Origin of the sequence: Yersinia sp. KBS0713, assembly GCF_005937895.2 — a bacterium.
In the GTDB taxonomy this organism is placed as follows: domain Bacteria; phylum Pseudomonadota; class Gammaproteobacteria; order Enterobacterales; family Enterobacteriaceae; genus Yersinia; species Yersinia bercovieri.
Window position 1 is genome coordinate 3,357,881 of sequence record NZ_CP042173.1, and the last position, 12,519, is coordinate 3,370,399.

Sequence of the window (12,519 nt, forward strand, 5' to 3'; positions counted from 1 at the left end):
AAAAAGGGGCCGAAGCCCCTATTTGTTATGCCTGATTAGCCAGGCCAACGCCGATTGCTTCAGGTCGTACAGCACATGCTGCATACCACAGAGCAATACGACACTTACCGGTTAACGTGCTGATATCACCCTGGTAAGCAACAACCCCATTCAAGCCAACGCTCGGGACACTGAAGCTCTGGGTTTTCATGCCGGAGAACAACTCATGGTTGATTGGAATAGGCTGGGATACTAGGCGGATAGAGTCATCGGCCCAGAACACGTTAGTCGCCGTGGTGGTGGTGTTCAGAATGTTCACCGTCATTGCGTTGGCAAGCGTGGTGTTCACGTTTGCATAAGCTTTCTGCTCTGGGGTCAGAGTCACATCACTCAATGCGATAGGCTTAGGTGAAATGGTCACGTTCGCACCATTCACAGCAACAACGGTAAACGTTGCATCGTGAGTCAGTACGTTTTTTGCCATCTGCGCCAAGAACTTAACGCCAGTGAATGAAATCTTATCGCCACGTTTCAGACCAGTGCCAGCGCTTAGCACAACAACAGCAGTACGGTTATCCACGTTCTCACGGTTACCGTCTGCGTCAGCTGTCCATGCCAGCGGTTTGAATGACTGAGCACCGGAAACTGTCAGGCCGGTAGCTGTGGAAGCGGTTAGGGTTGGCAGCTTTGGTGAACGAAGAACATCATTGAAGCCAGCGACCTGTTTCTGAATAGTGCCTGATTTATAGGCATCTTCAGGGATGCGACCAAAGAAGTCTTTGCTCGCCAGATCATGGCCTGCACCTTTGTAATCTTTCGGGTTGAAGAAGTAGCTCAGTCCAGCGCTACGGTTCAGCTCTCGAGAGAATACCAATTCTTCAGCATCTGCAACAAAGTCCCAGCCAGTGGTGCCGGTGCCAATTGCGTCAGAACTGGTAACAACCAGAGAACCCATATCAACAGCTTGCTGGGCAATTGCTGTCTCTACGTTATTCGCTAATTTCTTACCTGATGCCTGAATACGACGGCGCAGGGATCGCTCATCACGCAGATCATCAGCACGAAGCGAGAAGAAGTCGTTATCTGGCACGCCAAGGTTACACTTAACAGACAGTTCCAGAATACCTGTCGCCTGCCCTGTCAAATCCCAACCGGTCTGAGTGGGTGCTTCTTGTTCCAGCGGCATCCATACAGTGTTTTGAGAGCGCTGCATGTCATTGCCTGGTGGTTGATATTTCTCAACGCGCTGAGCCATCGGCGTGAGGTTTTCCACGGTTTCGATAATTTCATCAACCATGTACGTGATTACTTGACCTTCATTAAGAGCCATTATTTGATTCCTTTAAGCTGTGATTTTAGCTTGCGGTAAAGTTCCGTATTGCCCGCTGATGCGGCCTTATCGATTTGCTTTTGCAATGCATCGACGTTAGCCGCCGTGACTGATCCTTTTATTCCGGTATCAGCCTCTGGAGCGTCGGAGCGTTGTTTACCGCGTGGCTTGAGAGTTAAACGTTCTGATAGTCGAGTGAGCTCAATCAGCGCTTGCTGCCCGTTCATTGCCAAAAGTTGGCGCACTTTCTCTGGGTTAGCACCCAGGTGATAAGCCATGGCAGCGGATTTCTCAGGGAATAGCACCATGATGTCAGCCGCCACTTGAGGTGGGACCAAGCTCATGAACGCGTCTTCTTTATCCTGATAATCAGGAAGGTTTAGTTTCTCCGCTGTGTCGTAGTGCTTACGGGCAGCCTCGGCGTATTGCGCTGATTGCTGGGTGTACTCCTGAATCTTGCGGCCTTGCTCAGCTACGCCATTACTGCGAGCATCCATAGCCTTAACTTGCCAATCACTATTGGCGGCGCTGAATGCTGCAAGTGCGCGAGACTGGTCATAGTCGTACTTCGCCAGCGCTTCATCTGACAGGAAGTCATTAACGTCTGGCTGTTTTGGTAGATCAGGAGTAACCCGCAGGTTCTCCGGCACCTCGCCGCGCTTAACGGCTTCCATCTGCTGCTCAAGCTCGCGTTGACGCTTGCGCTCTAGGCGTTTAGCTGCAAATTGCGCGTTAGTTGCCGGGTCTTGTTTTGGTTTCTCATCGTCTTTCAGGACAATCTCGAAGCCATCTTCTTGCCCTTCGCCATCGATGGCATTATCGATTGGCAAGCCTTCAGCGGATGCCGCCGCTTTAACGCCGGGCAGGAGTTGTTCTTCAGAAGCCTGAATTTCGTTGGTATCGTACATGTTTAGCTCTCTCTTATTGAGGAATCTCGGCTGCTCTGCCGGAAGGTTGATTTGCTTGCTGCATGATCTTGGTTAAATCCATGCGGCGGGTGTGTGTTTGGCTTGCTCCCTTAAGAAGCAACTCAACATCAGCTCTGGCGTTATCAGTCTGCTTCTGTTGGAATTGGCCTAATAGCTCCAGCATTGATCTAACCTCCTTCTGCTTATCGAGATCTACCGATGCAAGTATCTCGGCAATCTTGGCATTGGAGAGTTGAATGTCTGCTTGCGCTTTCATTGCATCAACTTGAATGCGTTGCTCGTCATTCATAGCTTTCTGCAGGTCTGCTTGGCCAGTTAACAATGCGCCCTGGGCGAGCTTATCTTCCGGACTTGGTTCTTTCGGTTGCTGCTGAGCCTCTGCAACCATCTGCTCCTCTTCAGGGGTTTCAGGTTTCTTGAGTCCCATCATTACGAGTTTCTTGTTAGCGTACTCGCGCATCATCTCAACACCTTTGCCATCCAGCAGAGTGAAGTATTGAAGCAGCAACATTTGATACTCTGGAGTACCTGGCTGAACCTTGCCCATCAGGTCAAGAATTTCTGCCCGGTTCTGACTCTTCATGCTTTGGAATGACGGGCCAGTGTCGGTGTAAGTTTCGTAGCGCCCACGAACATCATTAAGCGTCACCACTTGCCCTGTTTGATAATCGACAACCTGATTGAGGACTTCGACATCCTTCTCGGTGCCATCTGGCATGGTCATCATAACCTGGCGTGGAACGTCATAGATGTCGTTGACCATTGAGGCGTAAATCTCACCGTCACGTCTCATCGCTGTTGATAAGTTGTCAAGGAAGACATAAGTCTCCATGTCTGAGCGTGCGTTGAGTTGATTGATTGTGTCGAATGCCACTTGGCTACCAGCGGCCTCGGTATCCACACCAAGACTGGCCACCTCTTTGACTGCTGCGGTAGCGGCCTCAAGCATGTAGGCGTTAGCCTGTGGTACTTCTGGGTTATCTATGTAGCCAATTGGTTGAACTGGCAAATCCCCGCTACTCTCATCAGTGCGGTTCATCAGGTAATACGGATACTCATCTTCTGAGTTGTACATGTGCTCATAGCCAGCGATCTGCTCAGCCCAGAATATTGGTTTCTTGCGTGGGGATCGGGCAACTATGTCAGCGTTGAAGCTCATAATCATGTTGCGTAAGCGTTGACCATCTTTAGCTAGGCGCACAACACCCTCATAAACTTCTTTATCACCGACAAATGACCATTCGCCGAATACCGGAACAACAGGAAGGTGCTGACCGGCGATATCAATCGGGCCTTTCAGCATTGCTGAGTTAGTAACCAGATACTTATACACTCGGCGACGCGTTATCTTCTTCTCGCCAACCTTGATGTAACCAGCTTCTGCTAGGTCATCAATAACGTCTTTGATGTCGCGCTTGTAATAGCTGACCATCTGCCCGGTAACAGGCTGCTCATAGATGAACACCCGTTCTTTCTCTTCCTTTACTTCGTAGTGCTCACCGACATAAACGACATCTTTGTTTGTCCAGGTGAACACCCAATCAGTGTCGGGGTTTTGAAAGTCTGGGTAGTTTTCCGGGTCAATCCCTTCCTCTTCAGCGAATGCCTCCCACCCCTCAATGCTCATTGCGTTAATTAGCGTAACGTGGTGGGCGTCGGACTTGTCCATCATCTTGCTGTTGCAGTCCCATATCACATGGGTACATGCCTCATGAATCGGAACGCGGCGGATCACCTGGTTATTACTGGTCGGGTCTTGATCTTCGTAGTCGGTAACCAGCCGCCACGCTGCGACACCACACTCAAGCTGCTCACGTACTGCTACGTTAACGGCAATCTTTGCTGAGTTGTGACGCATGTCAGTACGATACATGCCCATGAGAATGTCAGCGGCATCAGGGTCGGCTCCATCCTTTGGCTTATACATCACTTCAATTGGGTTCTGGCGCATCTCTGCAACCAGCTTACGAACCACCGGGCGAACAATGTCGAACTGTCCGCGATACTGTAGGGTTGTGTAATTAGATAACCAGTCATCCCATTGCGATACACGACTAAAGAATAAATCGTTAGCCGCTTCAGTCCGCGCCTCATCGCTTGCCGTCCAATCCCGATCAAATGAGGTCAGGATCGCCAGCAATTTATTATCATCGGCCATCATCTGCCTCTTCGTTGAATTGGTTTAATCGGTGCGGGGAGTTTTTTCTCTTTAGGTTTTTTAATGTCGCGCATCATCTTGGCGAAACGGCGCATCATGTATCCGTAGCGGACAGCAGAAAGAATGTCGTCATTCAGCTTAACTATCTTCCCGTTATCGTCTCGGTGATAAAGTCGGAACTCTTCGAAGAATGGCTCACATGTATTGAACACTTTGAATCTTCCTTCAAGCATCATGTCCCTTATTTCAACTATGCCTGGCTCAACAGCATTGCCGCCATCGGGCCATGTCGCATGGTCTTTCAGCATCATGAATCCAGCGTCGGCATACTGTTCTTTTAACTGTTCGCCGCCGCCCTTCTCATGTTGATTGCCGTCATGAGGCCATGCTGTGGGGATCTTCTGGTTCCATGCTTTAACTGCGCTCCATGCTTCAGTCGCCGTCTTCTCTTTCTGCTTCCAAGTTCTGGAAACGTAAATGACATCCTCGTCTTTATCCCACCACAGTTGCACCTGTGCTTGTGGGTGATCCCACCCAAAGTCACAGGCATTGATAACATAGAAGTGGTCAGGGCATTCGAACGGCTGGCACTTGATAGTTTCTTCAGGTATCTGGAAGATGCGCCCACTACCCATTGTTGGGATACCGCGAGATCGAGCGTCGCGCTCATGCTCTGGGTAAGAGGCAATGATTTGCTCTTTCTGACTATCAGTGTAGTGGTCGGCATCGTAGATTGTCATTGTGACAACCTTTTGTGCCTTGCTTGGGTTTTTAAGAAACTTGGTTACAACGTCAGACATACCCATTAAAGGGGTGAACGTCAGTAGTGAGAACTGCCCATATTTATTGGTACGAGTTAACCCTTCACTATAAATACTGTACGGAGGTTCCTCATCGAACCAGACGCCATGAATGGTATCACCCTGCCAACGAGCACGGCCTTGCGAGTATGGTTTGAAGTAGCAGATAGAAACGCCATCAACCACGCCATCAGCTGTGTGATGCTGAATCAGAAGGTGATCAACAAGGTTCGGAAAGAATGGTGATTTCTTCCAGCTAATGATGTCTTCTTTAGGGATTGACCCGTAACCTGGCTCGTCGTTTTCTTCAATACGGCCACAAAGAATACGCTGTGTAGTTTTGGTTACGGTTTCGTTAGTCTCACCACCAACCCAGAACACAACTGGCTCGTTGAATCGCTTACCTTCCCACTTGCCACCATAAGCACCATCATCAGGGTATCCAGTTGTGCCTGGATAACGCCCAGTTAGATGGAATGCCACCTCAGCGCCGCCAGTGTATGACTTGCCAAGCTGGTTACCTGCCATGAAGCAGCGCTCTGGATACTCGCCGCCAGAATCAATGAATTCGCGTTGTTTTCCATATGGTTTGAAGTCGTAAAGTTGATGGGTATTGCGGTAGTGGTTCTCTTCCTCAAGAAGCTCAAGCAATTCTATTTGCTCGTCTTCTGTCAACTCATCAAGAATCGTATCCATTTCCACGGTTGAATAACTCCTTGATGCGAGAGCGGCGCTTATCGCGATCTCCCTTATCAGGTGTCACGTCTTCAACTTGCGACTGCTCTTTGAGGCCCAAGTCACGGGCGATGATGTTTGCGTTAAGAAGGTCGGCTGCTGCCCCGGAGAACTTCTGGTCGTAGATGACTTTCTCGGCTCGCGTAGTGATCACCGATAAATCTTCACGAACCCGGAATGTCTGCCATGTGCTATCGGCGATATCGAGGAACAAGCAAAGCCCCGTTAAGGTCATGGCTCGCATTTTTGCAATCGGCTCTTGCGTTACTGCTCCCTGATAGGCGAATGCTTTCATCTCCCATAATGGGTTAGCTTCCACCCATTCGAAATATTCACAACAGGCCGCCCAGAGAGCATCAGCCGATTCAAACTTCGGGTTGCGCCCATGACTACTGCGGGCCTCCCAGAATCGGTTACCCTTTGGTGCTGCCATCTCTCTATCCTCGTTAACTCATTATCCAGCCCACTCAGTGAATAGGCTGTGTAATTGGTTATGCAGTAACACCGGAAGCCTTCACAGCAGCCAGCAATGCGTTGTACTTAGCCGATAACGTGGCGAAGTCGTTCTTGATGGCAGTGATAGCTGCGTTAGTAGATGTCAGTGATGCGGCCGTGGCGTCAGTTGTTGCCGCGGTAGCGGCCGGAACTGCTGCTACAGTGTTACCGCCTGATGTGCCACCAGATGAGTCAGTGATGGCAACAATAGCTGTTTGCTGCAGTACGCCACCGCGATCGGTTGATGTCGGTACCTTGTTACCGGCCATTGCTGTAGTTACGGTTGTGCCAATCACTGGTGCAAACGTAGAAGGCTTTCCGGTGATGTCTGCCCAGGCCGCCCCGGTGCCATTTTTGGTGTACACTGCTTCAAACGCTGACTTGCTCATGTAGAACATCGGGCCACCGGTACGACTCACTAGGTAACCTGTAGCCACCGGCCGGTATTGCTGCATGAAATCGTCGGTAACAGTCACTACCGGGAAGCTGTTCGTTGGTTTGATTTCACCGTAACCGGTATCCAACTGCTTAACCGAGGTGATATCAATGGCATTAACAATCTCATTGTTGCCCGTATAAGCTGGCCAGTTGTTATTCATGATTACCTCAATTGAATTTAGTCGAATAGTGATAGCGCCTCTTGGCACTCTTTGATTGCTTTCTCTGTTCTGGATACAAGACCAGATTCATTCGCAGCGAGTGCGTATTGGTCTTTAAATAACTCTTGTTTAAGCGGATCATCTTTAATGAAGTCGATAGCTTTCTGGGCCGCCGCGGTGTCTTTCATTACCAGCCGGAGAATTTCTAATCGACTGGCTTGTATTGGTGTAAGTCCGGTTATTTGTTCAGACATAATTGTCTCCGTTGGTTGGCATTATCACAGGCACTCGTAAATGCCTGCTGTAATGTCAGCGACAGCTAGATCTTGGTATGAACGTGTGTTGATGAATGCTACTTAAACCTCTCACCAGCGCTGATTTGTAATGCCAAGTGCTAACCGTTGCTCCGCATTCATTCATTACATAAGCCGTGTCATGGCTATCTGATGTTTCGCCTTCATTCAAAGTGAGTTTGTCGCTCTCACCTTTCTGGTCAGTGAAATAGATTGTGTTCTCGTTGCGCTTGAACTCTGGATCTGCAATCTCTTTCAGAATTTCATTGCCGGTATGACTCACTATTTTCAATGTCAGCATTCTTCTATTCCTTCTTCTGGTTTAGTTTTTGTTCGCAGCTTTGCCACGTCTTCACAGAGTTGCTACACCACTTACGGCTTACCCGTCAGCAAGATAGGCCCAGTGAAACAGGCGATCACCTCCATCGAGAGAAGCTATCTATTCCTTGTCGGGGGAATTCTACTTAGCCAGGCACACGTTATTGATATACGCCTGCAAGCCGTTTATTTGGCTGGTTGCAATTCCGATGCGCTCTCTGAGACTGATATAATCCCGCTCAGCGGACTCAGTAAGTCTGGCGCTGGCATCATCAGGGACGCTGGCGGGGCCGGTGGTTTTGGACACTGGCTTTGTGCAAATGGCGTTGAGCTGCAACCGCTTAGTGCCAGAAGCGATATCAGCACGAAGGCGCTCGTTTTCAGATTTGGCATCTGCTAGTTCCTTGGTGTATTTGATATCAATAGCGGCTACTGCTTGTCGCTGGGCTTCGATTAGCTGAATGTCTTTTTTCTGCTGATTGGCTACTGCGGTTATTTCTGCCACATCACGCTGAAGGACGGTTACTTTCCCCTGGTAATAGGTCACACCGAATAGCAGTGCCACAACCACAGCAATGAGTATTGCCGTTACCCGATTCATGCCGGATAGTCTTTAGATGGCAGTTGGAAGTGAGGCCCGTCTTTCAGTGTCTTCCAGTTACCGCCCCACTCGATAGGAACGCCAACCTCTTTCGCAGCCTGTTTGAATGCCCCTGCTATCTGCTCGTAGTATTTCCACTCCCACGATCCACTCGCTGTTGGGTATGCAAACACGTCGATAGCGTGACCGGTAATATGGCGGCTATTCATGGTCTGGCTGGCACCCTTGGCTACCAGCTCTTTTTGTCGCTCTACAGTTCGAAGCCCCTCAGTTACGCCGAAATCAACAGGCGATAACTCCAGCGCACGGCGAACGACTTTCACCAATGCCGGGTTAACGCCTTTTAAGTTATTTTCACTGCGCTGGCTAAATTTATTGGTTTGCATTGCCTGCCCCTGTCTTGTTGCCAACGATGCGCTTAAGCACCGAACCGATATAGTCAGTGCCGAGGTAACCGATAAATACGCTCGATACCATTGCCCAACCTTGGTCGATACTGAGCAGCACAAAGATGTCTTTTAGGAACCAAGCAATGATTGAGCACATCGCAGCATCAAGCATTCGTTGTGTCCGCCCGCCGCCCGCATACCAGCCGCGCAGCAAAGCCATAATCGCAGCAACCAAGGCACTCAGTAATTCACCTCTGTGCTCTGCTACCCACGTCACTATCAGCGTCCATACATCTGGGGAGTTGTGCATTTTCATATCCTGCCTCCCCATTGGGGAAATTAATCCCGGCGTATGTCGGGTTCGTATGCTGTTGTGTAGGGAATAGCCCTGCCGCCGTGATCCATTCAGACACGGAGTTTGCTTGAGGGTGATTGGCGCTGACGGCGGGCTAAATAAAAAAGGCCACCAAATTGGCAGCCTTAAAAGTTGGTATGTGGAACTGAGGGTATTAGCCTCGTACGTTTCGTCCTGTAACTTTTCAGAGTTCCACATTCGGCTGGATGCTGCCCAGAGGCACCTCCGTTTAAATTGCACGCGTCTAACGTGACACGACAGCACCCATGCGAATGTAGAAAGCAAAAAGCCCCGGCGATTAACCGAGGCTTCTTTGTTTTGGTGACTTAACTACATCACCGCTCTTCGCCTTTGACGTCCGAGCTTAACCGAAATACTACACGTTGATTGCCCATCCACCTTAGCAATTAGTGCTATTTTTCTATTTAATGGCAATTAATTAGAAATTCATTCTCCATTTCACGTTTAAATGCATAAAACATTTCTACTTCCAGTATTTCTTCGCACCACTCAACGCGGTTTCTGGCCTCCTTGTCACTGCACCCAGTAAGGCGAACTAACTCACGCTTCAATATTTGCGGGTACTTGCGATCACAATATCGTTTAATAGCGTATGCCCTCATTGGACTGGCTTTATTCAGTGCTTTACACATGACCTTTTCAACAAAAGCGGCATCATCTGATTCTTTGGCGAGAGCGATGATGTTGCTTGCTGAGGTTTCAGGTAGTGCTAATTCCCGCGAACGACGATAAAGCTCATCACCTCGTAAGCCATCTTCATGCAGCATTTTCACAATCCTGATTATTTGATCTGACCTATCAGCGCTCCATGCGGTTCTAACCATTAGCCGTCCAATTACGTTTTGACCGCCATCCAGTTCGTGTGAGTCATCCCCACCTAAATGTCGCCCCCAAAGCATCAAAAGGTATTTTGTCCAAACTTGCTGCCCTGGCGTGATAACTCTTCTGGATATCTTCCATGTTCTGAGTAATTGGGTTTTGTCTTTGTACTGAGGGAGCGTGTGGAATGGGTCTGTGTATTTCATGCTTTACTCCAGTTCAGTAATGGATATTGATAAACGTCCACCCTTTTCAATCGGCTGCCGCCTAACTCTGAAATCATCTATCTGCTCGTCGTCCCGCATAAATTCCGCATGCACCAGCGAATCAAAGACGGCCTTTTGCCGGTTGTCTAAGTCACGGCGGCGGCGGTCTGGTACGTGTGCTGATATTGATATTTTGAGTCGTGCGGAGGTGTTGATGTCGAGGTTGAGCTGTTTGATGGTATCGATTACTGCTTGCCGGTATTTGGTGCCTTTCTCGCTGATGTAGTGCCTTCCCCTTGAGTGTCGCCAGTAGGTGTTAACACTGGGCGGCCAGGGTAGGTCTATGTGATATTCGGTCATATCTTCACCTTATTCTCCGACAGTAGAATTGCCTGTGTTCTTACCATTCCCTCCAGGTGAGCCAGGTGCGCACTCTCTATGTCCATGATGTGCGTACGCCGGTCTATTTCGTCATGGCACGCAGAACAGCACCATGCGCCGAAAAGGTCAGGCGGTTTGATTCCGGTACCGCATATCCCCGACAGCCGGTAGTGGGCCAGCACTACGGTTTCGTTATTCCCGTTACAGATGCCCGGCAACCTAACTTGGCACTCGCGGCCTCTAGCCTCTTTGCGTAAATTAGCCACGGATAATCCTCCACCAGATGTATGAGAGTAGGCCTGCCGGAATAAGGGAAACCCCCAGCGCAGTAACTGCAATAATTTCAATCACCATCATCTTCCTCCAGCATTTCTATTGAAGCGTTTTCCTGATCACACTTATCACACGAATAAACTTCATCGGGCTTTAGCGTTGCGCGGCAGAACGCGCAGACGGATCGCTGTAGTTCAAGCATTCTTTCTACTCCTGAGTCTTAGCCAGCGTTTAGCTAATAACGGATAGATGGCGTCATATGTGGGTATTTCGCTGGCAGGGATTTGTTTGGTTGGCTTGGTTCGGTGGGATACTTTGAATTTGAGATTATCTAGTGCGATTTGCGTGCTGCTTCTTTGCGCCATTAGACTTCTCCACATGGAGTGAGCTTGCGGCCTGACTATCCATTGGCCTCCACAGATACATTCCGCACCTTGGGCAGAGATAGTGAATTCCATTATGCCGATGGCTTACGTGCTGGAAGTTATGCCCAGTAAAAATGCAGCGAATAGTTGTGAGAATTGAAAATTGGTTTCTCATGCTGCCACCCTCCCCTTGTCACCGAACTCAATGACCAGCATCTCAGTGATATTCGCCGCTAACTCATCAAATCCCACGGCGCTGACCGGTTCTTTTGTGATTCCACCGTTAGCCAGTAGTTCTATCGTTCTCTCAAACATTGGCTTTGTTTCACTTTTTGGCAAAGAGAAGTAAAACGATTGTCCGGGGCGAACTTTCTCTGCAACTAAGTGACCTTCAGAAGCTAACTTCCTGATGCGAAGCATTGACTGGGAGCTACCCAACCCCAATTTAAGAACGTTTTCTCGATAAGCGGTGCATATTTGCGTCGCATAACGCTGCGACCACTCATCTGTACTACCCAGCCCACGCCGATTCCCGAAATAGTTATTTGTCGCGAAGTATGGAAGTTTCTTTGCTGTCTCATGGAATATGCTTGTTAGGATTTCTTGGTCTGTAATTTTCATGTCCGACCTTAGAAGTAGCTATAAAGTTGGTTGATAATGTTCTGGTCAGTCGTGCGCCCGAACAGGTGTTTTATTGCGGCGTTAACCATTGCGTTGTAACAGCGTTCGAACTCGTCAGGCTCCATGTTCGCGTAAGCCAAGCTCTTTGCCCTCACCTTCGTTTCGCCTTTGATGGTTGTCACGACGTCAAAAAATCCAGCCAGAATAGTCAGGTTATTCCTGAATTCTTTTTTCTGGGTATATTCGTCTGTGAATTCATAACCGGCGCTCTCTGCTGCCCAGTGAGCAAAGCAGAAGTTGAAGAAGGCGAACATCTTTCGATGGAATGCGGGGTTTCGAGTTAGCTTAATGTCGGCGGTGTACATCTCGCCGTTTTTGAACTTGGTTAACCTGGGTAAGTCATGATCGAACGCTGGAACAAAAACGCCACCGGCATTCTTGACCATATCGATTTGCATTGGTCACTTCCGAAACATCATGATGGTTAAACCGTTTTTGGTTGCTACCTTCATCGTGTCATTCTCAGTTAATTCACCCAGATTGAAGGCGTCGTACAGCTCGTTAATGGCCTTCTGCTTTCGCTCTTCTTTCTTGCGCTTATCCCATTGCTTCCAGATGATTCTTGCTAGCCACTCGCCTGTTTTAAACATGATGAACAGGTAACCCGCAAAGGCTAAACCAACATTTAGGTAATCGGTCATAATGGCTTCTCCGTCGAGAGCAGGTTAATCCTCTTTGAAATCCTCATCATGTCGCTCATCACTCGGTGATTATCTCGGCAAGAATAAACGTTGTTTCTGTAGCAAGCGGACAGAATATCCTCTGTCGCACCATATTTTTTGATTGCGGAAG

At 49.0% G+C, this 12,519-nt stretch carries 17 protein-coding genes; all 17 read right to left on the minus strand.

From position 1 onward, the window contains the following. Positions 1–25: 25 nt before the first annotated feature. The 17 genes from FFE93_RS16030 to FFE93_RS16115 all read right to left on the minus strand — a co-directional run bounded on the left by FFE93_RS16030 (position 26) and on the right by FFE93_RS16115 (position 12,368). Positions 26–1,309 (minus strand): P22 phage major capsid protein family protein, encoded by a 1,284-nt coding sequence (locus FFE93_RS16030; RefSeq protein WP_138775524.1) that lies wholly within the window; start codon positions 1,307–1,309, stop codon positions 26–28. Next, positions 1,309–2,217: a scaffolding protein gene (locus FFE93_RS16035; protein WP_138775526.1), complete on the minus strand. Its 909-nt coding sequence runs from the start codon at positions 2,215–2,217 to the stop codon at positions 1,309–1,311. Before FFE93_RS16035 ends, FFE93_RS16030 begins: the two co-directional genes overlap by 1 nt. A 13-nt stretch (positions 2,218–2,230) precedes the next feature. Next, positions 2,231–4,396: a portal protein gene (locus tag FFE93_RS16040; RefSeq protein WP_138775994.1), complete on the minus strand. Its 2,166-nt coding sequence runs from the start codon at positions 4,394–4,396 to the stop codon at positions 2,231–2,233. After that, a complete protein-coding gene (locus FFE93_RS16045) occupies positions 4,396–5,898 on the minus strand; it encodes a terminase large subunit domain-containing protein (protein WP_138775528.1) in 1,503 nt (500 codons plus the stop codon). The genes FFE93_RS16040 and FFE93_RS16045 overlap by 1 nt, the downstream gene beginning before the upstream one ends. Beyond that, positions 5,876–6,364, minus strand: coding sequence for a DNA-packaging protein (locus tag FFE93_RS16050; RefSeq protein WP_138775530.1), 489 nt, complete (start codon positions 6,362–6,364; stop codon positions 5,876–5,878). Before FFE93_RS16050 ends, FFE93_RS16045 begins: the two co-directional genes overlap by 23 nt. A 58-nt stretch (positions 6,365–6,422) precedes the next feature. Next, positions 6,423–7,025, minus strand: a complete 603-nt coding sequence (locus FFE93_RS16055; RefSeq protein WP_049606326.1) for a hypothetical protein — start codon at positions 7,023–7,025, stop codon at positions 6,423–6,425. A gap of 17 nt (positions 7,026–7,042) precedes the next feature. Then, positions 7,043–7,279, minus strand: coding sequence for a DUF2560 family protein (locus FFE93_RS16060; protein ID WP_050296289.1), 237 nt, complete (start codon positions 7,277–7,279; stop codon positions 7,043–7,045). A 55-nt stretch (positions 7,280–7,334) separates the two neighbouring features. Further along, positions 7,335–7,619 (minus strand): hypothetical protein, encoded by a 285-nt coding sequence (locus tag FFE93_RS16065; protein ID WP_138775532.1) that lies wholly within the window; start codon positions 7,617–7,619, stop codon positions 7,335–7,337. Between the two features lie 159 nt (positions 7,620–7,778). Then, on the minus strand, positions 7,779–8,237 hold the full coding sequence (locus FFE93_RS16070) for a lysis protein (RefSeq protein ID WP_138775534.1): 459 nt from the start codon (positions 8,235–8,237) through the stop codon (positions 7,779–7,781). Then, on the minus strand, positions 8,234–8,623 hold the full coding sequence (locus FFE93_RS16075) for a M15 family metallopeptidase (RefSeq protein ID WP_138775535.1): 390 nt from the start codon (positions 8,621–8,623) through the stop codon (positions 8,234–8,236). Before FFE93_RS16075 ends, FFE93_RS16070 begins: the two co-directional genes overlap by 4 nt. After that, entirely contained in the window at positions 8,610–8,936 is a 327-nt protein-coding gene (locus FFE93_RS16080; RefSeq protein ID WP_229765319.1) for a phage holin, lambda family, read from the minus strand. The genes FFE93_RS16075 and FFE93_RS16080 overlap by 14 nt, the downstream gene beginning before the upstream one ends. A 470-nt stretch (positions 8,937–9,406) precedes the next feature. Continuing rightward, on the minus strand, positions 9,407–10,027 hold the full coding sequence (locus FFE93_RS16085) for a hypothetical protein (protein ID WP_138775536.1): 621 nt from the start codon (positions 10,025–10,027) through the stop codon (positions 9,407–9,409). A 3-nt stretch (positions 10,028–10,030) separates the two neighbouring features. Further along, entirely contained in the window at positions 10,031–10,387 is a 357-nt protein-coding gene (locus FFE93_RS16090; protein WP_138775537.1) for a RusA family crossover junction endodeoxyribonuclease, read from the minus strand. After that, on the minus strand, positions 10,384–10,674 hold the full coding sequence (locus FFE93_RS16095; protein ID WP_042562425.1) for a DUF1364 domain-containing protein: 291 nt from the start codon (positions 10,672–10,674) through the stop codon (positions 10,384–10,386). The genes FFE93_RS16090 and FFE93_RS16095 overlap by 4 nt, the downstream gene beginning before the upstream one ends. A gap of 543 nt (positions 10,675–11,217) precedes the next feature. Further along, positions 11,218–11,667: a hypothetical protein gene (locus FFE93_RS16105; RefSeq protein WP_138775540.1), complete on the minus strand. Its 450-nt coding sequence runs from the start codon at positions 11,665–11,667 to the stop codon at positions 11,218–11,220. Positions 11,668–11,675: 8 nt separating this feature from the next. After that, positions 11,676–12,125 (minus strand): DUF1367 family protein, encoded by a 450-nt coding sequence (locus FFE93_RS16110; protein WP_038636037.1) that lies wholly within the window; start codon positions 12,123–12,125, stop codon positions 11,676–11,678. A 3-nt stretch (positions 12,126–12,128) separates the two neighbouring features. Beyond that, on the minus strand, positions 12,129–12,368 hold the full coding sequence (locus tag FFE93_RS16115) for a DUF4752 family protein (RefSeq protein WP_138775542.1): 240 nt from the start codon (positions 12,366–12,368) through the stop codon (positions 12,129–12,131). Positions 12,369–12,519: the final 151 nt, after the last annotated feature.

Bases quoted from the DNA above. Each gene is read 5' to 3' on its own strand.
- FFE93_RS16085 (WP_138775536.1), bottom strand. From the start codon at position 10,027: ATGAAATACACAGACCCATTCCACACGCTCCCTCAGTACAAAGACAAA.
- FFE93_RS16090 (WP_138775537.1), bottom strand. From the start codon at position 10,387: ATGACCGAATATCACATAGACCTACCCTGGCCGCCCAGTGTTAACACC.
- FFE93_RS16115 (WP_138775542.1), bottom strand. From the start codon at position 12,368: ATGACCGATTACCTAAATGTTGGTTTAGCCTTTGCGGGTTACCTGTTC.
- FFE93_RS16110 (WP_038636037.1), bottom strand. From the start codon at position 12,125: ATGCAAATCGATATGGTCAAGAATGCCGGTGGCGTTTTTGTTCCAGCG.
- FFE93_RS16105 (WP_138775540.1), bottom strand. From the start codon at position 11,667: ATGAAAATTACAGACCAAGAAATCCTAACAAGCATATTCCATGAGACA.
- FFE93_RS16050 (WP_138775530.1), bottom strand. From the start codon at position 6,364: ATGGCAGCACCAAAGGGTAACCGATTCTGGGAGGCCCGCAGTAGTCAT.
- FFE93_RS16075 (WP_138775535.1), bottom strand. From the start codon at position 8,623: ATGCAAACCAATAAATTTAGCCAGCGCAGTGAAAATAACTTAAAAGGC.
- FFE93_RS16070 (WP_138775534.1), bottom strand. From the start codon at position 8,237: ATGAATCGGGTAACGGCAATACTCATTGCTGTGGTTGTGGCACTGCTA.
- FFE93_RS16035 (WP_138775526.1), bottom strand. From the start codon at position 2,217: ATGTACGATACCAACGAAATTCAGGCTTCTGAAGAACAACTCCTGCCC.
- FFE93_RS16030 (WP_138775524.1), bottom strand. From the start codon at position 1,309: ATGGCTCTTAATGAAGGTCAAGTAATCACGTACATGGTTGATGAAATT.
- FFE93_RS16065 (WP_138775532.1), bottom strand. From the start codon at position 7,619: ATGCTGACATTGAAAATAGTGAGTCATACCGGCAATGAAATTCTGAAA.
- FFE93_RS16055 (WP_049606326.1), bottom strand. From the start codon at position 7,025: ATGAATAACAACTGGCCAGCTTATACGGGCAACAATGAGATTGTTAAT.
- FFE93_RS16040 (WP_138775994.1), bottom strand. From the start codon at position 4,396: ATGGCCGATGATAATAAATTGCTGGCGATCCTGACCTCATTTGATCGG.
- FFE93_RS16080 (WP_229765319.1), bottom strand. From the start codon at position 8,936: ATGCACAACTCCCCAGATGTATGGACGCTGATAGTGACGTGGGTAGCA.
- FFE93_RS16060 (WP_050296289.1), bottom strand. From the start codon at position 7,279: ATGTCTGAACAAATAACCGGACTTACACCAATACAAGCCAGTCGATTA.